General features: G+C 41.0%; 26 protein-coding genes. 4 read left to right on the top strand and 22 right to left on the bottom strand.

All coding sequences use genetic code 11. The features are described 5' to 3' along the window. Positions 1-12: 12 nt before the first annotated feature. From B9Y89_RS10065 to B9Y89_RS10045, 5 genes are read right to left on the bottom strand one after another with little or no spacing between them, the layout of a single operon-like run. Positions 13-1,563: a polyamine aminopropyltransferase gene (locus B9Y89_RS10065; RefSeq protein ID WP_085523106.1), complete on the bottom strand. Its 1,551-nt coding sequence runs from the start codon at positions 1,561-1,563 to the stop codon at positions 13-15. 28 nt (positions 1,564-1,591) lie between these two features. Beyond that, a complete protein-coding gene (locus tag B9Y89_RS10060) occupies positions 1,592-1,984 on the bottom strand; it encodes a DUF350 domain-containing protein (protein ID WP_085523105.1) in 393 nt (130 codons plus the stop codon). A 20-nt stretch (positions 1,985-2,004) separates the two neighbouring features. Then, entirely contained in the window at positions 2,005-2,562 is a 558-nt protein-coding gene (locus B9Y89_RS10055) for a DUF4247 domain-containing protein (protein ID WP_254901295.1), read from the bottom strand. A 42-nt stretch (positions 2,563-2,604) separates the two neighbouring features. Then, positions 2,605-3,276, bottom strand: coding sequence for a PspA/IM30 family protein (locus B9Y89_RS10050; RefSeq protein ID WP_085523103.1), 672 nt, complete (start codon positions 3,274-3,276; stop codon positions 2,605-2,607). Positions 3,277-3,311: 35 nt separating this feature from the next. Continuing rightward, on the bottom strand, positions 3,312-3,824 hold the full coding sequence (locus tag B9Y89_RS10045; RefSeq protein WP_085523102.1) for a DUF4178 domain-containing protein: 513 nt from the start codon (positions 3,822-3,824) through the stop codon (positions 3,312-3,314). A gap of 488 nt (positions 3,825-4,312) precedes the next feature. Between B9Y89_RS10045 and B9Y89_RS10040 the strand changes: the two genes are divergently transcribed. Next, a complete protein-coding gene (locus B9Y89_RS10040; protein ID WP_085523101.1) occupies positions 4,313-5,416 on the top strand; it encodes a M24 family metallopeptidase in 1,104 nt (367 codons plus the stop codon). A 32-nt stretch (positions 5,417-5,448) separates the two neighbouring features. Here B9Y89_RS10040 and ald read toward each other — a convergent pair whose 3' ends face one another. The 17 genes from ald to refZ all read right to left on the bottom strand — a co-directional run bounded on the left by ald (position 5,449) and on the right by refZ (position 22,029). Then, positions 5,449-6,573 carry an alanine dehydrogenase gene (gene ald / locus B9Y89_RS10035; RefSeq protein WP_085523100.1) on the bottom strand — a complete coding sequence of 375 codons (1,125 nt, stop codon included), beginning with the start codon at positions 6,571-6,573 and terminating at the stop codon, positions 5,449-5,451. A gap of 101 nt (positions 6,574-6,674) precedes the next feature. Then, a complete protein-coding gene (locus tag B9Y89_RS10030; protein WP_085523099.1) occupies positions 6,675-7,049 on the bottom strand; it encodes a hypothetical protein in 375 nt (124 codons plus the stop codon). 107 nt (positions 7,050-7,156) lie between these two features. After that, entirely contained in the window at positions 7,157-7,309 is a 153-nt protein-coding gene (locus B9Y89_RS19030) for a hypothetical protein (protein WP_176222176.1), read from the bottom strand. A 96-nt stretch (positions 7,310-7,405) separates the two neighbouring features. Further along, positions 7,406-7,915, bottom strand: coding sequence for a MogA/MoaB family molybdenum cofactor biosynthesis protein (locus B9Y89_RS10025; protein ID WP_085523098.1), 510 nt, complete (start codon positions 7,913-7,915; stop codon positions 7,406-7,408). A 149-nt stretch (positions 7,916-8,064) separates the two neighbouring features. Beyond that, positions 8,065-9,267, bottom strand: coding sequence for an acetate kinase (locus B9Y89_RS10020; RefSeq protein WP_085523097.1), 1,203 nt, complete (start codon positions 9,265-9,267; stop codon positions 8,065-8,067). A gap of 32 nt (positions 9,268-9,299) precedes the next feature. Further along, positions 9,300-10,286 carry a class I SAM-dependent methyltransferase gene (locus tag B9Y89_RS10015; RefSeq protein ID WP_085523096.1) on the bottom strand — a complete coding sequence of 329 codons (987 nt, stop codon included), beginning with the start codon at positions 10,284-10,286 and terminating at the stop codon, positions 9,300-9,302. A gap of 189 nt (positions 10,287-10,475) precedes the next feature. After that, a complete protein-coding gene (gene tpx, locus B9Y89_RS10010; RefSeq protein WP_085523095.1) occupies positions 10,476-10,973 on the bottom strand; it encodes a thiol peroxidase in 498 nt (165 codons plus the stop codon). 95 nt (positions 10,974-11,068) lie between these two features. Then, positions 11,069-11,611: a GerW family sporulation protein gene (gene ytfJ, locus B9Y89_RS10005; protein ID WP_085523094.1), complete on the bottom strand. Its 543-nt coding sequence runs from the start codon at positions 11,609-11,611 to the stop codon at positions 11,069-11,071. Then, positions 11,584-12,252 carry a DUF2953 domain-containing protein gene (locus tag B9Y89_RS10000; RefSeq protein WP_176222175.1) on the bottom strand — a complete coding sequence of 223 codons (669 nt, stop codon included), beginning with the start codon at positions 12,250-12,252 and terminating at the stop codon, positions 11,584-11,586. The genes ytfJ and B9Y89_RS10000 overlap by 28 nt, the downstream gene beginning before the upstream one ends. 247 nt (positions 12,253-12,499) lie before the next feature. Next, positions 12,500-13,306 (bottom strand): ABC transporter ATP-binding protein, encoded by an 807-nt coding sequence (locus B9Y89_RS09995; RefSeq protein ID WP_085523092.1) that lies wholly within the window; start codon positions 13,304-13,306, stop codon positions 12,500-12,502. A gap of 33 nt (positions 13,307-13,339) precedes the next feature. Continuing rightward, positions 13,340-14,959 carry an amidohydrolase gene (locus B9Y89_RS09990; protein WP_085523091.1) on the bottom strand — a complete coding sequence of 540 codons (1,620 nt, stop codon included), beginning with the start codon at positions 14,957-14,959 and terminating at the stop codon, positions 13,340-13,342. 34 nt (positions 14,960-14,993) lie between these two features. Further along, entirely contained in the window at positions 14,994-16,568 is a 1,575-nt protein-coding gene (gene mbcS, locus B9Y89_RS09985) for an acyl-CoA synthetase MbcS (RefSeq protein WP_085524695.1), read from the bottom strand. Between the two features lie 144 nt (positions 16,569-16,712). Further along, the gene (locus tag B9Y89_RS09980) at positions 16,713-16,910 is read right to left on the bottom strand and encodes an alpha/beta-type small acid-soluble spore protein (RefSeq protein ID WP_085523090.1); all 198 of its coding nucleotides are present in this window, start codon (positions 16,908-16,910) and stop codon (positions 16,713-16,715) included. Between the two features lie 91 nt (positions 16,911-17,001). Further along, positions 17,002-18,198: a tRNA uracil 4-sulfurtransferase ThiI gene (gene thiI, locus B9Y89_RS09975; protein WP_085523089.1), complete on the bottom strand. Its 1,197-nt coding sequence runs from the start codon at positions 18,196-18,198 to the stop codon at positions 17,002-17,004. A gap of 4 nt (positions 18,199-18,202) precedes the next feature. Further along, complete coding sequence (locus tag B9Y89_RS09970; protein WP_085523088.1) at positions 18,203-19,345, bottom strand: cysteine desulfurase family protein; 1,143 nt, start codon at positions 19,343-19,345, stop codon at positions 18,203-18,205. 45 nt (positions 19,346-19,390) lie between these two features. Then, positions 19,391-21,085: a septation ring formation regulator EzrA gene (ezrA, locus tag B9Y89_RS09965; RefSeq protein ID WP_176222174.1), complete on the bottom strand. Its 1,695-nt coding sequence runs from the start codon at positions 21,083-21,085 to the stop codon at positions 19,391-19,393. Between the two features lie 284 nt (positions 21,086-21,369). Next, entirely contained in the window at positions 21,370-22,029 is a 660-nt protein-coding gene (gene refZ / locus B9Y89_RS09960) for a forespore capture DNA-binding protein RefZ (RefSeq protein WP_085523086.1), read from the bottom strand. A 155-nt stretch (positions 22,030-22,184) separates the two neighbouring features. Between refZ and B9Y89_RS09955 the strand changes: the two genes are divergently transcribed. The 3 genes from B9Y89_RS09955 to B9Y89_RS09945 all read left to right on the top strand — a co-directional run bounded on the left by B9Y89_RS09955 (position 22,185) and on the right by B9Y89_RS09945 (position 26,937). Beyond that, positions 22,185-22,664, top strand: a complete 480-nt coding sequence (locus B9Y89_RS09955; RefSeq protein ID WP_085523085.1) for a GAF domain-containing protein — start codon at positions 22,185-22,187, stop codon at positions 22,662-22,664. Positions 22,665-22,900: 236 nt separating this feature from the next. After that, entirely contained in the window at positions 22,901-23,503 is a 603-nt protein-coding gene (gene rpsD, locus B9Y89_RS09950) for a 30S ribosomal protein S4 (RefSeq protein WP_085523084.1), read from the top strand. Between the two features lie 362 nt (positions 23,504-23,865). After that, entirely contained in the window at positions 23,866-26,937 is a 3,072-nt protein-coding gene (locus B9Y89_RS09945) for a transglycosylase domain-containing protein (protein WP_085523083.1), read from the top strand. The last annotated feature ends 16 nt before the right edge of the window (positions 26,938-26,953 follow it).

Raw genomic sequence — 26,953 nt, 5'->3', positions numbered from 1 at the left:
ATGATCGTCCTATTAATAATATAACCAAGCTTTCTGATACATTTCAATAATAATGGGATGTTGGAGTGTATTTGGCTGCCATTTAACCTTTTCACCATTTTGGCGAACGTTAGCATCAATATCTTTACCAAACGTGTCCATGGCGTGTAAGGTATCATTATTTAAATACCTCATATCAACATTTCTTAAACGTACTTGATCAATATTTACCGGCTTACGCCTTCCAATCACAAACCCCCAATTACCAAAACTAGGAATGTCGACATGCAGATTTTCTGTTTTAAAACCTGCAGACTCAACGGTTTTGTTGATCGTCCAATACACCTTAGTTGCAAATACAGGGCTTGTTGACTGTACGATTATAGCACCGCCCGGTTTTAAATGCTGCTTAACAAGTTTGTAGAACGATTTCGAGTACAATTTGCTGAGCGATGTATCCTCAGGATCTGGTAAATCAATAAACACGGCATCGTACATGTCGGAATGATTGTCAAGATATTCATAACCATCTTGGTTAAAAACCGTCACCTTATCGTTGTTGAGTGATTGATGATTCAACTGGGTTAATAAGTCATTATGTTGACCCAATCGCGTCATCTCTGGATCGAGATCCACCAAATCAATTTGCTTGACAAATGGATATTTCAACACTTCACGTGCCGCTAAACCATCACCACCACCTAGAATCAAAACATCTCTCGGTTTTTGAACCATGGCCATCACAGGATGGACAAGCGTTTCATGATATCGATATTCATCAACCGAACTAAATTGTAAATTACCATTTAAATAGAGACGCAAGTCACCTTGTTCTTTAGTCATAACGATTTTTTGATACTCAGTGTTCTGGGAATAAATAATCGGATCCCTATATATTTTCTGCTCAAACATAAAAGCTGCTTCTTCACCAAAAAATAAACCCCAAACAAGAATAACCGCTATTAAACCACCGATCACTGCCTTTAAACGGATACGGCGTAGCTCTTGTTTAAAGATAAATAAGATCCAGAAGGCGACGGCTAAATTAATCAGTCCTACAAGAAAAGCCGTTTTCACGAGTCCAAAATACGGTCTGAGCCAAAAAGCAAATAGAATGCCCCCGACGAGTCCGCCTGCATAGTCCGAAAATAAGACGCGCGCCGTGCTTTTATTAATCGTTACTCCGATCTCATTGGCTTTCCGAATGAGAATCGGTAATTCCAGTCCAGTCAATGTCCCTATCGTTACAATAACACCATATAGAAATAAAGCATCCGAACCGGACGGTAAATAAGCTGTAATACCAAACATCAAGAAAGATGATAAGCCGCCAATGGCAGCGACGGCATATTCAATCCCGATAAAGTAAGCAATCAACTTTCTGCCGACTTTTTCACTGATATAAGCGCCAAGCCCCATCCCCGTTAAAAAAAGGGAGATTGTGAGCGTATATTGCTTCACTCCATCCCCCAAGATATAGGAACCCAGCGCCCCGAATAGCACTTCAAAAATAATGCCGCAAATAGAAACAATCCCAGAAGCCCAATAAATTTGTTTCGTCTGTTTAATCGATAATTGATTCATGTTTCCCCCACCTGGCAGCTAAATCACCTTATGTAATTGAGGCACCGATAACAAAGGCAAGCCCAGCCGATACGGAAAACGAAATAATGCCGACGGCCAAGTTGTTTTCTTTAAGTTTATCCTGCACTGAAAATTTAGTTAAGGTTTCAAATATATAGTAAACTACAAGTTGTAAGACAATCCCTAGAATACCCCACAATACCGTTTGCGTAATCGTATCATTTTCTAGGATAGAAAATAAAAGAACAATAGAAATACCAACAATCTTACCACCTATAGACAACGCTACTGCATAGTTCCCTGCGGCAATTTCTTCCCAATCCTTATATTTTGTTGTCACTAGCTCAAACAGATAAAGGCCAATTATAATAAGAATAACTGAGACCACAAAGTAATAAATCGTTAACAAAACTGCATCCATCTTTACCACTCCCTTTTGTATTATTTACCTGCTCCCAGGCCACCGCCGCGAAACGGTGATGATTTAAATAAAGGTTTGGAACCGGGACCTTTATAATGACCGCCTGAAGCAGCATAACCATTATAGCAACTGCCGCCGATGGCTGAACGACATCGTTGCCCTTGTCGTCTTGCCCAATCATCAGCACCTAAAATATTGCTGAGAAGTGAATAAGCGAGCAGACCTTCAAAGAAGCTTGGATGATAATTATCACGAACAAAGCCATAAGTAGCCACTTCCAAGTTTGTCTTATTATTGTCATCCTTTGTCAACGTCACAATATAGTCATCATAGACAAGGACTTTCTTGCCATCGACAGTGTCTGATGTTCGTTCTGGTTTGATTTCCTTTGAAAGCGTTTGGGAAACTTGATCAATGGTTTGATCTGGTTTGAATATATAAGTCTCGTCTTCACGCTGGACACTGCTTTTTACTGTGTCATCTAAATCATACTTATCTTTTGCGACATCTAAGATATTTTTCCCAAAGGAACAACCTGGTAATACAGTAGCTGTCAGGACACATAACGCTAACAACATTTTTCGCAAAGCAACATCACCCCCTAAATAGGGGAAGAGTGATTACTCTTTCCCTATTTTTTTCTTTAGTTCAGCAAGTTCATCATCAACATCATTCTTGTCATCGAGGGCATCTAATTCATCGTCTAGACTTTTGTTAGCCTGATTAAGGTCCTCGCTCGTTTCTGCTTCCGCCTCCTGCTGTAATACTTTTTCCTCCATCCGGCTGAAACCTTTTTGTGATTCCTCAGAACCGACATTCGACATGCTACGATTAATTTTTGTCTTGGTTTTAGCCGTTTCAGCACGAGCTTTTAAGGAGTCCCGTTTAAGATCCATATCTTGGTATTCATTTTTCATCTCTTGAAGCTTTTTCTTGAGATCATCAGCATCTGTCTTTGCACGTTCCCACGCTGTTTTTAATGATTCAGCTTGCTCATCATGACTTTTTTTGTCTTCCAATGCCCGTCGTGCCAAGTCCTCATTACCAGCTTCTAATGCCTTCTCCGCTTGCTCTTGACGTTTATCCACAAGTTTTTTAGCGTCATCATACTTTTTATTTAACATTTTTTCATTAGCCATTTGTTTGGAAACAGCGGTCTCCGCATCACGAATATCGGATTCCATTTCCCTCATATATTGATCAAGCATCTTCACCGGATCTTCAGCCTTATCAAGCGCCGAGTTTAACTCTGAAGACATTAATGTTTTAACGCGTTTGAACATATTGAACATATCACATGTTCCTCCCTAATTTATTCAAATTTTATCTAACGACTCCCAGCAATGATTTGGAATTCATAATCTTGGGCGGTATGCCCTTGACTCACCTCAATTTCACCATTCCAAACCTCAATGGCCACCAGCTGATCTTCCGCTTCATTACTGAAATCATAATACGTGACAGTTTGGCCACTGAGTTGACTGCTCCGCCCTTGTCCGGAAACCTCAGCCATGCCTTTTTCATCTAATGTATATGACACTTCATCAACGGTAAGCGTTTTGGGAATGGGTTCAGAGACGGGATGCTTAATTTTTTTATACACGGCAATCTCAAGCTCATCATCCATCTCAACCGACAGCCATAATGATTTCTCGCCGGGAACTTCCAATTGATATTCAAACCACTGAAAACCGTGGTCATTTAATGTCATTTTACCGACTACTTCATAATCTTCCAATTCATAAGTAATCATATCCCCGACTTGAATATTAAGCAGCGTTCTCTCTTCAACTTCTGGAGCATCCTTCTTTTTGCTAAATAAGCGTGACCATAGTCCCAACTGATCTCACCTCTTTTCTCATTGGCCTCCATCACGTTATATAGTTTTCAACGAAGATCAGGCCGTTAAGGTTTCAATTATCTTTATTATGACTGTAAGATTATTCGGCTACAAACGCAACCTCTTGTGGAACATCAAACTGACTCGGATTCTCAAGTCTAAAAAAATGCAGATTTTTGACTGAACAATGATGACACATTATGATAAAGTATACATAAATGATTTAATTGGAAGCACTTCCCCGCTTCGCTAAGTACTACCATATCATTTTAGCAAAGGGGTCTTGCGACGAAGTAAAATGATTATATCAGAAGCACTTCCCCGCTCCGCTAAGTACTACCATATCATTTTAGCAAAGGGGTCTTGCGACGAAGTAAAAATGATTATATCAGAAGCACTTCCCCGCTTCGCTAAGTACTACCATATCATTTTAGCAGTGGGGTAAATACAAGATAGTAAAAATGATTATCAGGAGTGTGAAAAGTTCGATGAATGACAAGCGTCTCCATAGATTGCAGGCATGGTTATCACAAAATGACATCACATTTGCCTATATCTCACATCCAAAAAATGTTTTTTATTTCTCAGGGTTCAAATGTGAACCTCATGAGCGCCTTTTAGGCTTAGTTATTTTTCCAGAATCTGAACCTCTAATTATTTGTCCTGCTATGGAAGCGGATCAGGCAAAATCAGCGGGTTGGGCTCATCAGGTGATCGGCTACCAAGATCATGAGGATCCTTGGGACGCTCTGAAAAGCGCGTTCAAGCAACGAGATTTGACCGGTCATGCTAAAGCAATTATAGAAACCGATTACCTCTCTTTCGCTCGTGTCCAAAAGCTTGAGTCCATGTTTACTCAACTGACCATTGATGCTGCTGAACCTATGATTGAACAGATGCGAATGGTCAAAGATCCGGAAGAATTAGTCCACTTGCGCAAAGCCGCTGAACTGGCTGATTTTGCGATCCAAACGGGTGTTGAAGCCATAAAGAAAGGTCGCACTGAACAGGCTATTATTGCGGAAATCGAATATGAGCTGACGAAACGTGGTTATCCGGAAATGGCATTTTCAACCATGGTGTTGACCGGCGAAAAGACGGCCATGCCCCACGGTCACCCAGGCGAACGCCAAATTAAAGAAGGCGACTTCGTAATGTTCGATCTAGGTGTTGTTGTGAACGGCTACTGCTCTGATATTACCCGCACTTTCATTTATAAGCACGCTACTGAAAAGCAAAAAGCGATTTACGAAACCGTACTCAATGCCCAGCAACAAAGCATCGCTCAATGTACCATAGAACAACCCATGAACCAATTGGACCGAACCGCAAGACAGGTCATTACCGATGCCGGTTATGGTGACTACTTTCCGCACAGAGTCGGCCATGGCCTTGGATTAGATGCCCATGAGGCACCATCTCTTAGTGATGCTAATAAGAATCAGTTAGGTGAAGGCATGCTGATTACGATTGAACCTGGTATTTATGTCCCTGACATTGGCGGCGTTCGCATTGAAGATGATGTGCATATCGGGCCAGATGGGCCTGAATGTTTAACCAAGTATCCGAAAGACCTAACCGTAATTGATTGAAAGAAAGCTGCGACTTTATATCGCAGCTTCTTTTATATACTCTCTTTTAACAGATTTAGCGTATCTCTATATTCCAACCCATGAGCATCGGCAACAGCTTGATAAGTGACAAAACCATCTAATGTATTAATGCCTTTCATAATCGGTTCTTCATCTAGGGATGCTTTGGCGTACCCTTTAGCCGCAATTTTTCCAGCGTAAGGAACGGTCACATTCGTTAGACCAATCGTCGATGTTCTTGGAACGGCACCAGGCATATTGGCAACAGCATAATGAACCACACCATGTTTAACATAAGTCGGCTCGTCATGCGTTGTAATATGATCACTCGTTTCAATAATACCTCCTTGATCAATAGCGACATCAACCGTCACCGATCCTTCATGCATGGTCTTTATCATATCCTCGGTAACAAGTTTGGGTGCTTTCGCTCCAGGGATGAGGACGGCGCCAATTAATAGATCAGATGCCTGAACGGCTTCTGCAATATTTAGTGGATTGGACATCAATGTCTGAACAGAATTTCCAAATATATCATCCAATTCTCTCAACCGTTCTGGATTCAAATCAATCATGGTTACGTTCGCACCTAAGCCAAGCGCAATTTTTGCTGCATTGGTACCAACAATGCCCCCGCCAATAATCGTAACTCTCCCTCTTGATACACCAGGAATACCACTTAAAAGCACACCAGAACCGCCTTTGGGTTGTTCAAGAAATTGTGCACCAATTTGAGCAGCCATACGGCCAGCAACTTCACTCATGGGTGTTAATAATGGCAATGAGTGATTCTTTAATTGAATGGTTTCATAAGCGATACCGACAACTTTATTGTCAATGAGCGCCTTAGTTAATTCCGGTTCAGCCGCTAAATGCAAATATGTAAATAAAATAAGACCTTCGTGGAAATACTGAAATTCTTCGTGCAACGGTTCTTTCACCTTCATAACCATTTCTACTCGCCATGCATCTTCAGCACGATTAACAATATGGGCTCCCGCATCTTTGTACTGCTCATCTGAGAAACCTGATCCAATACCTGCCCCAGCTTCAATATAGACTTCATGACCTTGTCCAACAAGATTGTCTACGCCCCCTGGTGTAATGGCGACCCGATTCTCATTATTTTTTATTTCTTTCGGGATACCTATACGCATAAAAACCCTCCTTATGGATAACTTTCAATTTCATCATAACAAATGTAACGCATCTATGGTGATGACGCCACTCATTCCCACTAAAAAAATTGGTGATGACGTTAATACCCGCCATCACGCTTCCAAACCCAAGTGTTAAGCTTATCGTCACTATCCCGGTACCATATTTTTAATGTTTTTATATCTTCATAACCATTTGACTGGAGACGTTTGACAAGTTCATCAGCATTTTGTTCGACATCAAATTGCATGTTTTTATAAAGTTGATTGACCTTGCGTTCTGCTTTTTCACCACACATTAATGTTTGATTTTTCACGAATTCAAATGTATCAGGGTTTTGATATTCATAGCGAAACTCATCTTCATCTGTTGTCATAACGACTTTAAAATAGCTCGCTTGCCCGAAAAAATGGGCATGGGCTAACACAGTTGGAAAAGCCGCTATGATAAAAGCCCATATCAATAATCGTTTCACATTTAACACCACCTAATAACAGTTTTCCGCCGCATGCCGTTTACTTATTCATTAAAAATAGAGATATAAAAAAGCTGCCATCCAAATGGATAGCAGCTTTTTTACAGTTAGCGCCGTTTGCCTTCTTGTTTTGATGTAGACAGAATGTGTTTGTCATCTGACACAAAAGCATCAACGACACCACTCTCATAAGCTTCCTTAATTTGTTGTGAAACGAGGTTTTTTCCATCCTGTTCTTCAGTTGAACGATTCCGGTCCATTGGGAAAACCTCCTTTTCATTTAAGGAACACAGAAAAGCCTTAAAATGACCTTTCTAAAATATAAGATGTGTATATAGGGTCAATTTTATTATTGCTTATTGCTTTTTTCGTAACTCAGACACGACATGCTCTATTTCTGGTAAAATCAATTTTGACATCGCCAAGCGGACAGCACCTGATGAACCGGGCATGGAAAATACCGCCTTTCCATGAATCACTCCAGCAATCGCCCGGCTTAACATCGCGGAAGAACCAATATCCTCAGTATAGCTCAGCATACGAAAAAGTTCGCCAAATCCAGGCATCTCCTTATCGAGCATTCGATCAACGATTTCAATAGTGACGTCTCTCTCTGCTATACCTGTTCCGCCATTTAACAAGATCACATCAACTGACGTCTCTAAAGCTTCTTTAATCCCCGCCTTAATGTCTGAAGGGTCATCTTTAACAATTTTATATAAATCATGACGCTGACAAGCTTCATCAAGGGAATCAATGATCACACGGCCACTTTTATCCGTTGCTTTTGTCCGTGTATCACTCACCGTTATAACCGCACAAGATATAACATCAGGGGCTTGTCTTGGGTGTTGATGACCTGACATTTTCATCACCTACAATATTATCTTTAGATTGTTGAATGTTGGGCACGTATTCAGTGATATGGAACCTATTGAAGATTGAGAAGCACAATCCTCCCTTCACAATGCTCGGGATGAGATGCGGAGAAGGGATTAGAGATGTTGTCACCAACCTAATAACTTACTGATTTTTCTGTTAAACGGACTGTATCTCTCGCGATCATGACTTCCTCATTTGTTGGGATCACCATCACTTTAACCGGCGAATGCGGATAATTCAAAAAGGCTTCTTTGCCGTGGACTTTGTTGAGTGCTGGGTCCCAGTAAAGGCCCATAAATTCAAGACCTGTTAAGACTTTAGCACGAATAGTATCTGAATTTTCACCGATACCCGCTGTGAATATAATCGCATCGACACCCTTCATACGCGCGGCGTAGGATCCGATATATTTATGAATACGACTTGCAAAAACTTCTAAAGCCAATTCAGCTCGTTCATTGCCCCCATCAGCCTGCTTTTCAATATCCCTTAAATCACTTGAAAAACCTGATATGCCCAGCATACCACTTCTCTTATTTAATGTATTAATGACTTCTTCGGCCGTTTGGCCTGTTTTGTCCATTATATATGGGATTAACGCCGGATCAATGTTTCCGGAACGCGTTCCCATTGCTACGCCAGCTAACGGTGTAAATCCCATGGATGTATCAATTGACCGACCGTTTTCAATCGCGGCAATGCTCGCGCCGTTCCCTAAATGACAGGAAATTAATCGGAGTTGATCTAACGGACGATCTAACAATTCCGCGGCTCGATTCGCCACATACTTATGTGATGTCCCATGAAAACCGTATTTACGAATACCGTAATCCTGATAATAGTCATAAGGTAAGCTGTATAAGTAAGATTTCTCTGGCATCGACTGGTGGAACGCCGTGTCAAACACAGCAACGGCCGGAACGTTCGGTAATACTTCTTTGAACGCCCTTATGCCCATTAAATTAGCTGGATTATGCAATGGCGCTAATTCAGATACCTTCTCAATTTTTTTTACTACATCCTCATTAATGAGGACTGAATCGTTAAATTCTTCACCACCATGAACCACACGGTGACCGATCGCCTCAATTTCATCAAGCGATGCTATGATGCCTAAAGACGTTAGCTTATCCAATAAAATTTGGACTGCTTCAGCATGGTCGGGAATGTCCATCACATCTTCTATCGATTGTTCATTGTATTCGATATTGAATACTGAATCGTTTATTCCGATGCGTTCAACTATACCTTTCGTCACCACTTCTTCATCAGGCATGTTTAATAATTGAAATTTTAATGAAGAACTACCTGCATTGATCGCAATAATTTTAGACACTATTAGTCCATCCTTTCGAAGGGCTGCTTCATCTATTGTTCTCTGAACAAATGCTCTTGAAACCAGTCATCAATTTGCTGCATAACGCCAGCAAGTGCTTTTTCATTTTGAAAGCTTGGCAATTGTGCGAGCATTGCTTGTTCCGGCTTGTGTACACCTTGACCTTGCTTTTGCAAAATCAAAATACTCTTTGCATGTTGTTCTTGCTTAAACATAGTTTGAGGGAGTTGGAGCAAACCTAGGACTACAGCTTCATCCTTTAGTAAACCATGCAGCTCTTTATCATCATCCCAATCAAATAAACCATTCGGGATCAAATATATAAGATAACCTGCTTGTCTTGTATATTTTAAGCCTTGCTCAATCATTAAATAAGGACTATAAAGCTTGTCCTGATTGTGCCCTAATCGGAATTTTTTGGCGTTGTTTTTTTCCGGATAATAGCCCACAGGTAAATCACCAATAGTTAAATCAACTGGCTCCAGTAACATCGGTTCCAGTGCATCCTGATGAAACAGCTCAACGGTCCATTGCTGAAGGTTAGCACTCGTATTGGAAAGTTTAATCAATAATTCATCAACTTCGACGCCGTACGCTGCCTCAGCCTGGTTATTCGTTTGGTTGAGGACAGCTGTTAACAAATTGCCGGTACCAACAGCTTCATCCAATATGCGAAACGAATGACTAGGAAATATTTTATTAACTAAAAACCCCATAAATAGAGCAACAGCATCAGGTGTCATTTGATGCTGTGGTTGAGCGGCTGCTTTCATACCTTTTAAAACAGCCAATTGAAACGCTCGTCGAACATCTTCAGCTGTCATACCTTCAACAAAAAAACGGTCATATAATGGTTCAAGGCGCTGACGAAGAGCGTCTTGTTGAATATTTGTTGTATAAATATTTTCACCTGTTAAAGCTAAAGCTTCAAGGTAGGTCGTATCTTGATGATCAGCAATGATTTCCGCTGTCTCATCTAAAATCTCATATAAATGATTGGTCGTCGATTCCTGTACCATATAAGCACTCCTACTATATAGTCATTTTCACTATGTCGATCTCACTTCCTCGCTAAAATGAAATCGTTGTCCTTAGTAAGCGAGGAAGTGCTTTATTGGGAAATACCTTTCACTATCTTACAAAAAAATACCGCTACACGCAAAGATCCCGGTTGCTTAAAACCGGGATCAATGACTTGAAAGTCTTATTTATTTTGCCTCTTTTGCCGCTTGCAGAGCTGCTTCATAATCTGGATGATTCGTAACTTCATCCACATATTCTGTATGAACGACTTGGTTATCACTGTTGACGACGAAAACAGAACGTGCTAATAGCCGCATTTCTTTAATAGCGACACCATATGCTTCTCCGAACGAGAGATCCCGGTGATCTGATAATGTCACCGCGTCATCTAAACCAACACTGCCGCACCAACGCTGCTGAGCAAATGGTAAATCGACACTAATCGTTAAGACTGTAACGTTGTCCAGATTACTAGCTTCTTCATTGAACCGGCGCGTTTGCGCATCACAAACCCCAGTGTCTAGAGAAGGGACAACACTTATGAGTTTCACACCTGAATAGTCATTCAGCGTAGTTTCAGCCAAGTCATTCGTCAATACAGTGAAATTAGGCGCTTGCTGACCTTTCGTGACTTCATCACCAAGCAATGTTACCGGATTCCCACCAAATGTAACGTCTGCCATGGGAGAGCCTCCTTATTGGTAGATATGTACAATTATCATATTAGCGTGTTTTAGAAACATTTTCAAATAAAAAAGCTAACTGCCTTTCACCGCAGTTAGCTTTCATCATCCTCTTGATTTCGGTGGCGGACAACGCCGCGCCCGGAAGACTTACCTTCGCTTTCCTGCTGACCGCTCTTTTCACCGTTTTGCTGTTTACTTTGCTTTTGCAGCATTTCTTGAATTTTTTCAACAGCTTGTGGTGCGATGTTTAAAAGTTTTTCATAAATATGGGTGCTATTGTCAAGATGAATGGTTCGAACACCTTGTGGACCGACAATTAAGAACGCTATTGGTGTGATTGAGACACCGCCACCGCTCCCACCTCCAAATGGTAAAGATGAATTTCCCTGAGACCCATTTGATTCACTTGAGTCACTTGAGTCGCTTGAGTCGCTTGAACCACCTTGACCTGAAGATTGCTTCATTTGAAATTCGGAACCCCCGGCAGCAAAACCAAAACCGACTTTGGAGACCGTTAGAATGACATTGCCGTCGGGCGTCTCAATAGGATCTCCAATGATGGTATTCACATCTGTCATTTCCTGCAGACTTTCCAATGCTGTTTTCATTAAACCTTGGATTGGATGTTCTGACATTGTGATGACCTCCTTCTTTTAGCATCTTTATAGGTTTTAAGTAATAACGAAATCGCCTTTCTAAGCCGAAAAGAGATGATGCAACGAAAATGGGTCTGAAACGTCCAATGATTGTAAGCCGGTTGTATATCCAATAAAGGTTGATCAGGTACGTGTACATAACGAGTGGCAAAGCCCACTAAAAATCCCTTTAGTGACCAAATAAGTCCCATAAGCATCCCTGTGTGATTAGCATCACCTATTCCACATGCTGTATACCATTTAATATGGTAAATATTAATGGATTTTATGAATGTCGATGCTTCCAAGTCGAAGTTTTTTATGATATCAATTAATTTTTCATGTTTATTCAAGTACGTTTTCACATCGTTTTCATCAATGGTCTTCTCATCCTCATTCTTCATATGCAAGGCTTCTGATTCACTTTTATATTTGAGATTAAACGTTGCGGGATCAAGTTTGAATTCAGGAATATCAAAAGTCATAATTTTCATTTTCCAAATATAAATCTTGATGAGACATTCGCCCCGATCCTTGATGATTTTCAAGTCCACGCTAATTCGAACCACACCGATAATAAATCCGATGACCAACAAAGTGATTGCAATCATCAGCAGCACAATTAAGCTCAAAATGATCATACGCAAATCCCCTATTCTTGTTCCATTATCGACTGTGCGCATAAAAATAAACCTTATCTTTACTAGCTTTAGATAACAAATAATTGACTAAAAACTTCCCTATTGATTGCACTTGGTCTTGCAGATACAATATCTTTTTAGTCGAACACACTTTATTTAATGTCAGATGCTTTGAACATCCCGAAAGCGGCCAAAAATCAACACTCCATACAAAAAGAACCTAAATAAAAAAAGCGCCCGCCTTTTTTCAGGCGTGACGCTCGTGTATATCTTCTATGTTTTTTATTCGGAGGTGAAACCGGCCATTTTGATGATTGACCGCAATTGGTCTTTGGCAAAAAGCGGATAAATTGACTGAAGTTAGCTGTTCGTTTGTCGATCCTTTGGAAAAGGGTGTCCCATCTTTAAGTAACAACGTATGCTCAAAGATCGGAAGGATCTCATCAATATGGTGAGTCACATAGATAATCGTTGTCTCTTGCTTATTGGCCATTTGTTCAATAGTAGTCAATAACTTTTCTTTAGAGAGAAAATCTAGACCGCCACAAGGTTCATCTAAAATAAGCAATTGAGGTGAAGCCATTAAAGCTCTTCCTATCAAAATACGCTGTTTCTCACCTTGTGACATTTTTCTAAACGTTCGATTCTCTAAATAGTCAATGTCTAACTGAGTTAAAATATCTGAGGCTTTGGAAATATCGGATTCACTTGGTTGATCGTACAACCCAATGGATGCAAATCGTCCGCTTAATATCATTTCGAGTCCAGTTTCATCAGTATGGTATTTCATCTTATCCGTGAGCGATGAACTGACCCAACCGATGCTCTTTCTGAGCTCATGCAAGGGATAACGGCCGAATGTTTTTCCAAGAACCCTAATAACACCCTTTGTAGGATAGAGATAACCGCAAACTAAATTGAGCAATGTTGTTTTACCTGCTCCATTTAATCCTAGAATCGCCCAATGCTCACCTTCTTTAATCTGCCAGTTCATATTGTGAATAAGTGTTTGCTTATCTTGTTTCAAATCAACGTCATGCATTTCCAGAAGCATCCTGAATCCCCCTCCTGACGCACGACACGACACTCAAGACGTGCCAGCATCGGTGTTAAACGCATCTCTCTGGTAGGCAACTTGTCCATCAATTACGGTCATCATATTATGAGTATCTAAAATTGAATCAGGATCATCCAGATCTAACAAGTCCTGATCTAAAATGGTGAAATCCGCCTCAAAGCCGGGAGCGATTTGTCCGCGCACGTCTTCTTTGCCAATAGCATATTGACTTCCATAAGTATATAGCCTAAGGGCCTCGTATATTGACAACCTTTGCCCAAGATAAAAACCGGCGTGACCCTCACCATACTTTCGTCGGGTAACGGCAGCATGAATACCAAGCAAGGGATTGGCAAACTCAATCGGAGCGTCAGAACCACCAGCACAAGCAATACCGTCATCTATTAGCGTTTTCCAAGCATAAGCATGTGCCAACCGCTCCTCACCTAAGCGCTCAATAACCCAAGGAAAATCTGACGGTACAAATTGAGGTTGTAAATCAAGAATGACAGGCAATCGATGCAGACGTGCTCGCAAGTCTGGCGGTGTGACTTGGGCATGAATGATCCGATCACGTCGTCCTTCAGGACACGGAAAAGATTCAATCGCGTCGATAACATAAGCCAAAGCCTGATCACCAATAGCATGAATGGCAACGGGCATATCATAATGCCTCGCCGTCCGAACCATTTGCTTCAGTTCCTCCGGTTTGTGTATAGCAACACCGGTCACATCAGGCATATCATTATAAGGCTGACGCAGAAGGGCCGTCCGTCCGCCAAAAGCACCATCAGAAAAAATCTTCATGGGTCCTAGCGATAAGTGACCATCTTCCCAACCGGAATAATAACCTTCCTCGAACATCGCATCAACCGCTTGATGATGGACGAGCAGATGGGTTTTGAATGGATATTCATGATTAACAACTTGACGGAACACAGAAAAAGCTGGTTCAAATACACAGTAACTATTAAGATCTTCAGTGTGTCCACCGGTCAAACCTAGTGACAACAAATGATTGACAGCGTTTCTGCAGGCAGACTCAATATCTCTTGTAGATAGAGCCGGTATGGCATAATCTAAAAGCTGTTGAGCGGCTTCCAATAATAATCCTGTCGGTTCGCCCTTATCATCGCGGACAATCACCCCGCCCGGTGGATCGGGTGTATGCTTAGTAATACCGGCTAATGACAACGCTTGTGAATTAGCTAAAATGGCATGCCGGCAAACCCGTGTTAGTGCTATGGGATTATGGGGAGCCAAGGCATCAAGTTCACGACGGTGAAAAATTTTTCGATCAGAAAAATCATTCTCATTCCAACCTTCTCCCAAGAGCCATTGTCCCGACTCTGTGTCTAATGCTGCTTGAGCAATCATATCTTTCATCTGCACCGATGAACGCGCTGTAGTGAAATCCAGGCGCATCAGCTGAACACCAAGTGAAAGAATATGTAAATGGCTGTCAACTAATCCTGGATAAATGACATAAGGACGAACATCCATAATGTCATCGATCCGTCCCTGATATTTTATCTGTAGATCTCGAACAGCGCCTATTTCATATATAATGCCATTTTCCACATATATCGCTTCTTGCCGGTCATAGGCATTTCTTAGTGTGCGAATATTTCCTAACCAGAGTGTTCCCATACTTCTTCTCCTTCTCAAGCTTTAACCAATCAAGTCAGACCCCATGTTTCTGAAGTTCCTTCTCCCGTAATTCTACACGGCGAATTTTTCCAGAAGTTGTTTTCGGTAAATCATTCACGAATTCAATGGCCCGCGGATATTTATAAGGGGCTGTGGCAGCTTTAACAAAGTCTTGTAATTCCTTTATGATTCCCGGCTCGTCCGCATCTTCATGATTTCTAAGAATCACAAACGCTTTAACGATGTTACCACGTTTTTCATCAGGACTGGATACGACGGCACATTCCTTCACCTTTTCATGTTTGACAAGAGCGTCTTCAACTTCAAATGGACCAATGGTGTACCCCGAACTAATGATAATATCATCCCCGCGGCCTTCAAACCAAAAGTAACCATCTTTATCTTTCCTAGCTTTATCTCCGGTTATAAAATAACGACCACGAAGTGCCTTTTGCATCCGTTCATGCTCTTTGTAATATGTTTTAAATAGCGCTGGTGTATCAACGTGGACTGCCACATCACCAACTTCATCCACATCTGCCGCATCACCATCTTCACGAATAATTTCTACGTGATTACCAGGCGTTGGTTTTCCCATGGATCCCGGTCTCGGCTCAATATCAATCGTTGTACAGACGAGTAATGTGCTTTCGGTTTGCCCATATCCATCCCGGACTTCAATATTAAAATATTTTCGGAACGTATCAATAACTTCACGGTTAAGAGGTTCTCCAGCGGAAACAGCACTTTTTAAACCAGGGAGGTGATACTGATCTAGGTTGTCTACCTTGGCCATTAACCGGTATTCCGTAGGTGTACAACACAACACATTAATTTGATGTTTCTCTAATAATTCAAGATATTTTTCCGGACCGAATCGACCATCATAAAGAAATCCTGTCGCTCCTGATCCAAGTGTCGATATAAATGGACTCCACACCCATTTTTGCCAGCCCGGGCCAGCTGTTGCCCACACGCGATCACCCTCATCAATATTTAGCCAACTTTTTGACGCCGTTCGGAGATGAGCATAGCCCCAACCGTGTGTATGGACAACACCTTTAGGGTTGCCTGTCGTACCACTTGTATAAGAAATGATCGCGGTATCATCTCTTTTTGTATTCACAGTTTGAAATGATGTATCCTCAGATAAATACCACCCTTGTGTTGAATGCCAATCACCGCCGACATTTTTTGTGGTCATTTTGATTTGCAAATGACTAGGTGAGGTTTGGTCTATATTCTTGATTAACGTATGATGAACGAAAACGGCCTTCACCTCAGCATGATTCAAACGATACGTTAAATCCTTAGGCCTCAACATTTCTGAAGAAGGGATAATGACTAAACCAGCCTTTAGGGACGCCATATAGACAGCGTAGGTCTCCATAGACCTCGGCATCATGATTAGTATCCGGTCACCTTTGACAAGCCCTTGTTTAACAAAACCATTGGCCAATTGATTAGCTTTTTTTGTTAAGCTATCATAAGTCCACGTTTCTTCATGCCCTTCATTGGATTCATAAACCAACGCGATCTTGTCCTTATCTTGGGCATACTTATCCATTTCACTTGTTAAGTTATAGTTTTCCGGTGCAATTAAATTCATCACCACAAAACTCCCTCCAATTGTAATCACTCTCCTTCTATTGTATTAAAAACAGATAATTTTTTGAACTTTTTTTCGAAAAAAAGTCCTAAGAAAAAAAGAGTGGCGGAATATCCGCCACTCTTTAAGCCATTTTTTATTTAATTATTGGCGACCACCAAACTGTTGTTGCGCTTGGGCAACTAGACGTTTAGTGATTTCGCCACCAACGGAACCGTTGGCGCGAGAAGTGGTGTCAGCACCAAGATTAACACCGAATTCAGAAGCAATTTCGGTTTTCATTTGGTCAAGAGCTTGCTCAACACCAGGGACAAGAATTTGGTTACTGTTGTTGTCTGCCATGATGTCTCACCTCCTTGTGTACCTATAGAGTCTGTTGATTGAGCCAATCTCATGCACAAAATGTACGAGTTTTTTTATGGTAATTATTTCATCAAAAGAGATCTTGAATGATATCGCTCTGTTTGCCGATCTCTATCGTTTCAACACCAGTCAGAGCCTCCTGCAACAAATCTTCAACGGGCAGGTTTTTTTCAAACCGACTAGCATGATCTCGATCAGGCTTTGTTTTTGGCGATTTGGGCAAAAACAAAGTACAGCAGTCTTCATAAGGACGGATAGATATATCATAGGTATTAATGTCTTTAGCAATTGTCATAATGTCCAGCTTATCCATTGATAACAACGGCCTTAGGACAGGTAGGTTTGTCACTTCATTAATGGTATTCATGCTCTCAAGCGTTTGACTGGCCACTTGTCCAAGGCTTTCGCCAGTCGCAATTGCTAAACACTGTTCTCGGAACGCAATACGCTCCGCCATCCGCATCATCATCCGGCGCATAATGGTCATCCGGTAGTTTTCCGGCATGCGATCACGAATAGCTAATTGTGTATTGGTAAATGGGATAATATGCAATTTAAAATCAACACCGTTAGCTTTCATTGTCTCCGCTAAATCAACCACTTTTTGCCTGGCACGGTCATTGGTGTAAGGCGGACTATGGAAATGGATCGCTTCCACTTGTGCTCCGCGTTTGTGCATTAAATGACCCGCCACCGGACTATCAATACCACCTGAAAGCATCAATAAAACTTTTCCACTCGATCCAACCGGTAAACCGCCTGCCCCCGGTATATAAGGCCCATATAAGCGGGTAACCTGTTTCATAACTTCAAGTTGGATTTCTAAATCTGGATGATGCACATCAACCGTGATACCATCTGTTGATTTTAAAATATGGCCCCCGATGACTTGATTTAATTCCATGGAATTTAAATGGAACAGTTTGTATTTTCGTTTAGCATTCACCTTAAAAGTGTTAATTGGGTACTCAGAATCTTGAATAAGTTGCAGCGCTTTTGCTTGTATTGCCTCAACATCCGTCTCAGCGTTCACTGCTGGACGCATATTTTGGATACCAAAGACATGTCTTAGAGCATGGGCTACGGTTTCATAGGCTGTCCCGTGCAAAGCAATTTCAATATGATCAAATTGCTTCTTAACACGGATAGCTTCAAAGGAATGAAGCGCTTCTTTCACATTGTGAAAAAGTTGATCAATAAAAAATTTACGGTTTTTCCCTTTTAAACCAAGTTCGCCAAATCGAAGAATTAACTCATCGAATTTCATTGTCTCACCCCATAACTTCCTGCAATTGTGCGATTTTGTCATCCATTACGGTCAGAAATTGATCCATATCTGCCATTGTGTTGTTATATGATAGACTAATTCTCACCGCTTGGTTGGCATCATCATTATTTAGGCCAGAGGCCAATAGAATGCGGCTGGCACCCATTTCTTGTGACGAGCAAGCAGATTTCGTTGATATATATATATCATGGTCTTCCAATGCATGGATTAACACTTCAGCTTTGATGCCTTTGACCGTTATATTAAGAATATGGGGGGCAGCACCCTCTTCTGGAGTGTTTATTTGAACGACTGACCGATTCGTATAATGAGCACGAATTTTCATAAGCATTTGCTGCATAGATGACAAGTCGGTTCGGAAGTGTTCTAATGTTATCCGCAAGGCCTTCGTCAACGCTACAATTCCCGCTAAATTTTCAGTTCCCGCGCGTCGGCCCATTTCTTGACCGCCACCGGATAACAGCGATGATAAATTCACGCCATCCTTGACATATAAAATTCCTGTCCCTTTAAGACCATGAAATTTATGGCCTGAAATCGTACAAAAATCAATGCCTTCATGATTTAAATCCAAAGGAACTTTACCAATTCCCTGAACATGATCAATATGAAGCAATGTTTTTGGATATGATTTCAATATATTAGCAATATCCATTACAGGTTGGATGGTCCCCAATTCGTTATTAACATGGATTAAAGAAACAAGAATAGTGTCATCTCTTAATGATTGCTGAAATTGTTCCAAAGAAATTCGGCCTTCATCATCAACCGGCAAATAAGTTACATCAAAGCCGAGCTGCTCCAACTGCCGAAACGACTCGTAGGATGCTGAATGTTCGACCGTTGATGTAATAACATGTCGGCCCCTGTGCCCGAAAGTTAAGGCGCTCCCTTTTATAGCTGCATTGTTTCCTTCAGTGCCGCCTGATGTAAACATGATTTCGCTATCTTTGACATTTAACAGGCCGGCAGCTTGTTGACGAGCTTTTTTGAGTAAATTCTCCGATTGCCCGCCCAAACTGTGAAGGGATGATGGATTAGCAAAGAATTGTTCTGATACTTGACGGAATGTATCTAAAACCTCAGGATAAGGTTTCGTCGTCGCACTATTATCAAGATAAATCATTCAATTGAACTCCTTTTCATCTAAAAATCCCCTGCTATGAGGGGATTAACTAATATTCTCAAGATCCGCATTGACCTGCTTAACAGCATCTGGTTCAATATCTTCCATAGCCGCCGCTGCAACTTCATAAGCGTCTTGGTAATTATAACTTCGAAAAAATTGTTCAGCCTTTTGTAATGCTTGATCTAAATCAGGTTGATTGCTACGATACTTATTTCCGAGTTGAATGAGTCGTTCCGACAACACCGCGTTGTTGACCATCGTTTGACTGGCTTCATAGGAGTGGTTAACCTTTTCATAGGCTTCCTCCAGTAATTGATTAACAGTCGTCATTTCCAATGGCTTTTGATTTAATTCATTACTCACTTCATTAAGGATATCATGAGCATCGTCAATGATGTCTATGTAAAATTCAGGAACCCCTGGAAGATTACCTTTCTGCATGATACGTCTGGCATCCAACAATTTTTGTTTGAGCTCACTAACGTTTTCCTTTGCTATCAGCTCATCTTTTCTGAGCGTCTTTAATTGTTCATGAAATTCATTGGCACTTTCCCGCAATGTCTCCAAATGCATCCGCATGTCTTCAACTTTTTCAAGAACGATACTAAAAGCCCGCTTTTTTTCATTAATGGCTTGATGAACCTCATTGAATTCCGTCTGCAACTGATTAAAGGTCCTATCAATCTGTTGTTTCGCCTCAATATCTTCTTGGTCAATACGATAAGTTTGCTGAACCGTCTGAGTTTCTTGATCGATCGTGTTAATTTTTTCGCCGACAACCCGAATGTCATTTTCCAGTGTTACTGATGTTTCCATAAATGCCTTGCGACTATTGACTTCTTTTTCAAGAGCGTCATACATCACTTCAAACTGACCGAACGTATCTTCCAAGCTTTGCGATACTTTGGTGATTTCACCTTGTTTCATGCCCTCTTCCATCACTTTCAAGTGACTTGAGATTTCATCAATTTGTTCCTGAACACTTAAATGATCCAACACATATCCCTGCTCAAGCATTTCCTCATAGCCCGATTGTATTTCCTTCAGTTTATTAGGAATCGTTACTTTAATATCCCTATAACGATTCGGTATGATCTGCATCCATTCTTCGATTTGATTTTGTTGGCTTTCAATATGAACGAGAACTTCCCTTGCTTTAATGTAATTCCCGTTGTCCGTTTCAGCCTCATATTGCTTAAACTGATTTTCAACCTCATGCATTTGCTGCTCTAAATACTTAACAGCATCTTGAAATTCTGCAGGATGGGTGATTAATCGCTTCTTAAGCGTATGGTACTTTTCTTTAACCCCGGTTATATCTTGTCGATTTTGTTGCTCACTGTCAACGACTTCATTTAAATCATCCAACATCGCTCGAATCCGTTCTTCAATGGCATTAAGATCTTCATCGATACGACTCAGAACTGCACCAGCCCGTTTGAACCGGAATTTATCAACATAATCTTCCGCTTCAAATAACTTTTCTTCAACAGCCGGCAATTGGACGGTTACAACATCATCCCAATCTGATCGCCAAGCTTCAAATTTTTGTTCTGTTTCACCGATAACTTTCAATTGCTTAACACGGGCAATTTCCTCTGTAACCGGGCGATTCATGATGTCAATTTTCCACGATTCATAGCGGTCAATTTGATTATAAACGCGTTTTCTCATGATTGAGCCGTAACCGACAAGAATAACGGCTAAGCAGAGAAAACCAATGATTATGTAAAACATAGGAAATTCCCCCATTCACACGAACAATCATACAATAAATGAATGCTTCTTTTGTATATTAAGGCACTTCTATTCAAGTATCTGTCACTAAGTGCCGAAAAACGCATGATTTTGTAGTTTTATGATATCATGTAATCTGTCATTTGACTAAGTATTTTTCAAAAATTTTCTCGTATATAGTAAAAAAATCAACCGATTCCACCTCATCGCTTGAATGCCTTTTTAAGTTTATGATTTAATAAGAGCAATTCCGTACTAAAAAACCAGCCGTCACTAGCGGCTGGTTAGGATAATATGCTGGTTATCCGTTGGGCGTGGGATGAGGCATCATTACTTTGAGAGACCGTCTGTTCGACCCATTGTCTAATGGCTTTAAGATACTGTTTTCGAAAATAGGGACTATCTAGTTGAAAGAAATGAACTTTTTGAATGTATTGGGACTGCATATATGGCAAATTAATCAGTTCCCTAAACTGCATAATGACCATATCTATGAATACGGCGTTCATCTCATTTTTGCTGTCAGCATGAGCAAAGATCGTTTCATACAAATACTTCTCTTTCATTAAATACGTCGTCATGAGTTCACGTGTTAATACCGAATCAGTAGTCATCTCTCTATGAACAAATCTTGCCATGAACGTATTGTCACTTTGATAGGTTAACAAGCGATCTGCAACGGTGACAAGCCTGTCAGTGATATTTAATGTGCTAAGCTGATTCATGGATGTTTCAATGACTTCAAGATAACCTTCCCAAAAAGCAGACATAAGTTTTTCTAATAATGAGTGTTTGCCGCCAAAGTAATAGGAAATCAGGGAAACATTAACGTGGGCATCTTTAGCAATCTCTCTAACAGACGTTCCATGAAAGCCGTACATGTTAAAAAGTTTTCCTGCCGTCTGAAGAATTTTGGTTTTAGTATGCTCTTGGGGGTGCTTCAACTATATTCACCACCTTATTCTATCTTTACGCCTTATATAAACATGTTCGGCGGTGCATGGTCGATTCCTTTAAATACAATTTGACAAATGGAGTCATCATTCTATAATTCCTAACAATCATTTTAAGTTTTTTCTATGAAACAAGGAGGATTTTGATGTTTAATGTCAGTTCATATCAAGGAGCATCCGAAAACAATTGGCAGCTTGCCCTTAAACAGCTCGATGCCTTGCTCGAAGGTGAGAGCAATATCACGGCCAATTTAGCAAATGCTAGTGCTCTGCTCAATCAATTTCTTGATGAGATTAACTGGGTAGGCTTCTATGTTCATGATGGTAGCGAATTAGTTTTAGGTCCGTTCCAGGGTTTACCTGCCTGTGTTCGTATTCCCATAGGTAAAGGGGTATGCGGAACGGCAGCACAACAACAAACGACCGTTCGCGTCCACGATGTTAACGTGTTTGAAGGTCATATCGCTTGCGATGCCAATTCCCAATCAGAAATTGTCGTCCCCATTATTAAAAATGGTGAAGTGTTTGGGGTCCTCGATATTGATGCACCGATCATCGGGCGATTTTCTGAAACTGATCAAATCAATTTAGAATCATTTGTCGATGTGTTGTTAAAACATATTTAATTACCTTGACACGCCCCCACTACAAAAGCTATAATAGTTTTTGTGTAAAATGAGACAGTGGCTAATAATGAGTGATGAAGGCCCTCTTCATTTTGTTCCTCATAATTAAAGAGGTGTACTGCGTAACCCTTTCACTGTCGGGCGAAGGTACATGAAAACAAAATGACTTCGTTAACAAGTTATTAGATGGAACTGTCATTTTATACAGTTAATAAAATGACAAAGGAGGAGTCTTTATGGCTCGCTATACTGGACCGCTTTGGAAAAAGGCGCGTCGTTACGGTATTTCTCTAACAGGTACCGGCAAAGAACTTGAAAAACGTCCTTATGCTCCCGGACAACATGGCGCTAATCAACGCCGCAAACAATCGGAATTCGGTCTACAACAACAGGAAAAACAAAAGCTTCGGTTTATGTACGGTTTAAATGAGCGCCAATTCCGCAGCATTTTTGATCAAGCCGGTAAGATGAAAGGTGTTCACGGCGAGAACTTCATGATTTTGCTTGAATCACGCCTTGATAACCTTGTTTATCGTTTAGGACTTGCTCGGACACGCCGTCAATCCCGGCAATTGGTTTCTCATGGTCATATTACCGTCGACGGAAAACGGGTTGATATTCCTTCCTACCGTCTTAAGCCCGGTCAAACCATTGGTGTCCGTGAGAAATCCCAAAACTTAAGTATCATTAAAGAAGCCGTTGAACTCAACGACTTTGTACCAGAGTATTTAAGCTTTGAGGATGAAAAGCTTGAAGGGTCTTACGATCGTTACCCTGAACGTTCAGAGCTGCCTGCCGAAATCACTGAAGCGCTTATCGTTGAGTACTACTCACGTTAATATTTGATTCAGAAGAAACTTGGACAATCGTCCAAGTTTCTTTTTTTATCTTGGCTATGTTAAAGGTCATTCTTATTTTTGGCACTTCGTTGATGGCAGAGGAAGACCGTTGAGGTTCGTAACACTTAAACTTGGTGTGTTCCTCAGCGTCGCTTACTCAAGATGCCTTTACTAGAGTCCTGCGAGCAAAGCGGCAGCTGAAGATTCCGCAGCGAATGCCTGGAACTGACAGTCCCGTTTAGCAGAGCCTTTATCTTAAATAGATAAGAAGAATGGGTGGGTCTTTTCATTTCCCCCATAATCTTTTATTATATGATAGGATGGGTTATGTCTATTGATTTATAGAAAAGGGGGTCCGGCCCATGACGTTTAATAGAGAACAAATAAAATCGTCCTATCGCAAAGCCGTTCAATGGCTGCGGGACAAGCGTATTTTAAAAGGAAGCCGAATTACATACAAAGTCATTTGGAACATGTTTTTAATTTTTATCAGTATCGGACTTATTTTTTCATTCTTTGCCGGCGGGCTTGCATTTGGCTACTTTGCATCGCTTGTTCAAGACCAGAAAGTCCTTAGTAAGGAACAAATGAACCAATCCGTTTACAATTACAGTGAAACGAGTACCGTTTACTTTTCGGGTAACAAAGAACTTGGGGAATTACGTTCGGATATATTTCGAAATGAAATTTCAATCGATAAAGTGTCACCTCATCTAAAGCATGCACTCATCGCAACCGAGGATGATCTTTTTTATGAACATTCTGGTGTCGTTCCCAAAGCCGTTTTTCGAGCGGCGTATCAGGAACTCACAAACCAGCCAATTGTCACCGGTGGCAGCACCCTAACCCAACAACTCGTTAAAAATCAAATTTTAACAGATGAAGTGTCCTTTGATCGAAAAGCCAAGGAAATCCTATTATCCATGCGGTTAGAACGTTACTTCGACAAAGATCAAATTCTCGAAGCCTATCTTAACGTCGTTCCTTTCGGTCGTAACGCAGCTGGTCAAAATATTGCCGGCATTAGCGCAGCTGCCAAAGGTATTTTTGGCGTCAAAGCCAAAAATTTAAGTATTCCACAGGCCGCTTTCCTTGCAGGATTGCCAAAAAATCCTTTTACCTATACGCCTTATCAAAATTCAGGTAAGTTAAAAAAGGATCTATCAGCAGGCATTGATCGTGCTCATCTTGTCCTTAAACGAATGCTAGATTCCGGATATTTAACGAAAAAACAGTATCATAAAGCCATGGACTATAATTATAAGAAACACTTTAAAGACAAAAATGACCCTGAATACTCTAAATATCCTTATATTGTTAAGGAAGTTCGTCAAAGAGCTGAAAAAATCATAGCTAAACACCTTGCTAAACAGCAAGGGTATAAGCCTGAAGAATTAGCAACAGCTCATCACAATTATCAAAAATGGGATTATGAAAGCAGATTCCTAGACAAATCAATGAAAAATGTTGCTAAAAGTCATGATGGCAATTTGAAAAAGACGAAAAAGAACTATAAGTTATTTAGAGAATTTCTTAATAACGCTAAGAAAAAATTATCATCAGAGGGCTATCACATTCATACAACCATTAACAAAAAAGTCTATGATGCCCAACAGAAAGTCATCCAGAATTTTGATAACTATCAAGCGCCAATAGCTGATGAGGACAATCCGAAAAAGAAATGGCCGATGCAAGTGGCTTCAACTCTTATAAGAAATAACGATGGGGCGATTGTGAGTTTTGTCGGTGGTCGAGGTTTTGATAAGTCACAATGGAATTTTGCAACGGAAATCCCGCGGCAGAATGGATCAACTATGAAACCACTGCTGGATTATGGACCAGCCATCGAAAACGGTGTGATCTCGCCAGGAAGTCTGCTAGCTGACCTTCCGTATGTAAAAGGTGACTACAAGCCAGTCAACTACAACAATCAATTTGAAGGGTTTATAAGTGCTAGACGGGCTTTGTATCGGTCACGTAACGTGCCCGCCATTCGTATTTTTGATCGAACGCTTCGACAAGGCTATCATCCAGTGAATTACCTTAAAAAAATGGGTTTTTCAACACTCGCGGGCGTAGATGGTCAAGTATCAGCATCAGCAATTGGTGGTTTAACAAAAGGGGTATATAATTCGGAAAACACGAATGCATTTACAACTTTTGCTAATGATGGTCGATTTAAAGAGGCTTATATGATTAGTAACATTACAAATGCTGATGGAAAATCAATCTACAAGCATAAGGTTGATCCTGTGAAGGTATTTTCGAAGCAAACGGCTTATATGATTACGGATATGCTGCGGGCTGTTTTAGAAAATGGCGGAACCGCCCCATATATTGAACCGCGACTGAAGTTTAATTCAGACCTTGCCGGTAAAACTGGAACAACTAATAACTACTTAGATAACTGGTTTGTCGGTTATAATCAAAATATGACGATGAGCACATGGGTTGGTTACGAAAAACAAGAAAAACGATATCAACTTACAGGTGAATACGACTTACGTACACAAAAGCTTTGGGCTGGCTTAGCCAATGCAGCCTATGACCAAAAACCGGAACTGATGGACACTAATAAACAGTTTAATATGCCTACCGGAATCGTGAAGCGATCATTCTGTGGTCTTACAGGGGAAAGCCTAACCGATGCTTGTGCAGACGCTGGCTTTGCAGCGTCAGGTTTATTCAGCACGGATCATTTGCCAGGATCAGGTAAAGACGCGTTTGGCAAAGGAACTGTTGCCTACCTCAGTGAAGATCAAAAAGTCGCTGCACTTTCGAATACACCGGCTGAATTTACAAGTGAAGGCGGCTTATTAACAAGAGAGTTTTTAAAAGACCGTTACCCTCACTTACCAATTGATCAAGTCACCTCAGAACAATGGGGGAAAGCTGTTCCCGGCGCGAAGTTCAATCCAAGTCAAGGGGCTCCAGCGGCACCAGGGGGCTTGTCATATGGAAACGGCGTTCTCAAGTGGTCAGACAGTCAATCAAAAGATGTTGTCGGTTATCGAATTTATCGCGCATCAGGTGATTCAAACTCATTTAAAGAAATCGGTCACGTAAGAAGTAACGAAGCTAATAAGTTTCAAGTGGGCGGTGGATATAACCGTTACTATGTCGCTGCTGTCGATATCACAGGTAAGACATCAGGAAAAACTAACATGCTTACCGCCGGTGAACCTGAGAAATCAGATAAACCGGAAAATCAGCCAACCGGTGGTGATGGCTCCAATGGATCCAGTAATTCTGGAGAATCCGATGACTCTGGAGAATCCGGTGACTCTGGAGAATCCGGTGACTCTGGAGAATCCGGTGACTCTGGAGAATCCGATAACTCTGGAGGGTCCAATGGCTCTGGAGGATCCAATGGCTCTGAAGGATCCGATGATGGCTCTGAAGGGTCCGATGACTCTACAGAAAATCAATCCTAGACAATTAAACACACAA

The organism is Tuberibacillus sp. Marseille-P3662 (assembly GCF_900178005.1).
In the GTDB taxonomy this organism is placed as follows: Bacteria; Bacillota; Bacilli; order Bacillales; family Sporolactobacillaceae; genus Marseille-P3662.
Note: the sequence above shows the minus strand (reverse complement) of the source record. Positions and strands in the feature narration are given on the sequence as shown.

Excerpts from the sequence above, each read along its gene's own strand:
- B9Y89_RS09945 (WP_085523083.1), top strand. The coding sequence starts at position 23,866 with ATGACGTTTAATAGAGAACAAATAAAATCGTCCTATCGCAAAGCCGTT.
- B9Y89_RS10015 (WP_085523096.1), bottom strand. The coding sequence starts at position 10,286 with ATGGTACAGGAATCGACGACCAATCATTTATATGAGATTTTAGATGAG.
- tpx (WP_085523095.1), bottom strand. The coding sequence starts at position 10,973 with ATGGCAGACGTTACATTTGGTGGGAATCCGGTAACATTGCTTGGTGAT.
- B9Y89_RS10065 (WP_085523106.1), bottom strand. The coding sequence starts at position 1,563 with ATGAATCAATTATCGATTAAACAGACGAAACAAATTTATTGGGCTTCT.
- B9Y89_RS10000 (WP_176222175.1), bottom strand. The coding sequence starts at position 12,252 with ATGATCATTTTGAGCTTAATTGTGCTGCTGATGATTGCAATCACTTTG.
- B9Y89_RS19030 (WP_176222176.1), bottom strand. The coding sequence starts at position 7,309 with ATGGACCGGAATCGTTCAACTGAAGAACAGGATGGAAAAAACCTCGTT.
- ald (WP_085523100.1), bottom strand. The coding sequence starts at position 6,573 with ATGCGTATAGGTATCCCGAAAGAAATAAAAAATAATGAGAATCGGGTC.
- thiI (WP_085523089.1), bottom strand. The coding sequence starts at position 18,198 with ATGAAATTCGATGAGTTAATTCTTCGATTTGGCGAACTTGGTTTAAAA.
- B9Y89_RS09955 (WP_085523085.1), top strand. The coding sequence starts at position 22,185 with ATGTTTAATGTCAGTTCATATCAAGGAGCATCCGAAAACAATTGGCAG.
- rpsD (WP_085523084.1), top strand. The coding sequence starts at position 22,901 with ATGGCTCGCTATACTGGACCGCTTTGGAAAAAGGCGCGTCGTTACGGT.
- B9Y89_RS09990 (WP_085523091.1), bottom strand. The coding sequence starts at position 14,959 with ATGGGAACACTCTGGTTAGGAAATATTCGCACACTAAGAAATGCCTAT.
- ezrA (WP_176222174.1), bottom strand. The coding sequence starts at position 21,085 with ATGTTTTACATAATCATTGGTTTTCTCTGCTTAGCCGTTATTCTTGTC.
- mbcS (WP_085524695.1), bottom strand. The coding sequence starts at position 16,568 with ATGAATTTAATTGCACCGGAAAACTATAACTTAACAAGTGAAATGGAT.
- B9Y89_RS10025 (WP_085523098.1), bottom strand. The coding sequence starts at position 7,915 with ATGTCAGGTCATCAACACCCAAGACAAGCCCCTGATGTTATATCTTGT.
- ytfJ (WP_085523094.1), bottom strand. The coding sequence starts at position 11,611 with ATGTCAGAACATCCAATCCAAGGTTTAATGAAAACAGCATTGGAAAGT.
- B9Y89_RS10040 (WP_085523101.1), top strand. The coding sequence starts at position 4,313 with ATGAATGACAAGCGTCTCCATAGATTGCAGGCATGGTTATCACAAAAT.
- B9Y89_RS09995 (WP_085523092.1), bottom strand. The coding sequence starts at position 13,306 with ATGCTTCTGGAAATGCATGACGTTGATTTGAAACAAGATAAGCAAACA.
- B9Y89_RS10060 (WP_085523105.1), bottom strand. The coding sequence starts at position 1,984 with ATGGATGCAGTTTTGTTAACGATTTATTACTTTGTGGTCTCAGTTATT.
- B9Y89_RS09980 (WP_085523090.1), bottom strand. The coding sequence starts at position 16,910 with ATGGCAGACAACAACAGTAACCAAATTCTTGTCCCTGGTGTTGAGCAA.
- B9Y89_RS10050 (WP_085523103.1), bottom strand. The coding sequence starts at position 3,276 with ATGTTCAATATGTTCAAACGCGTTAAAACATTAATGTCTTCAGAGTTA.
- B9Y89_RS10055 (WP_254901295.1), bottom strand. The coding sequence starts at position 2,562 with ATGTTGTTAGCGTTATGTGTCCTGACAGCTACTGTATTACCAGGTTGT.
- B9Y89_RS09970 (WP_085523088.1), bottom strand. The coding sequence starts at position 19,345 with ATGATTTATCTTGATAATAGTGCGACGACGAAACCTTATCCTGAGGTT.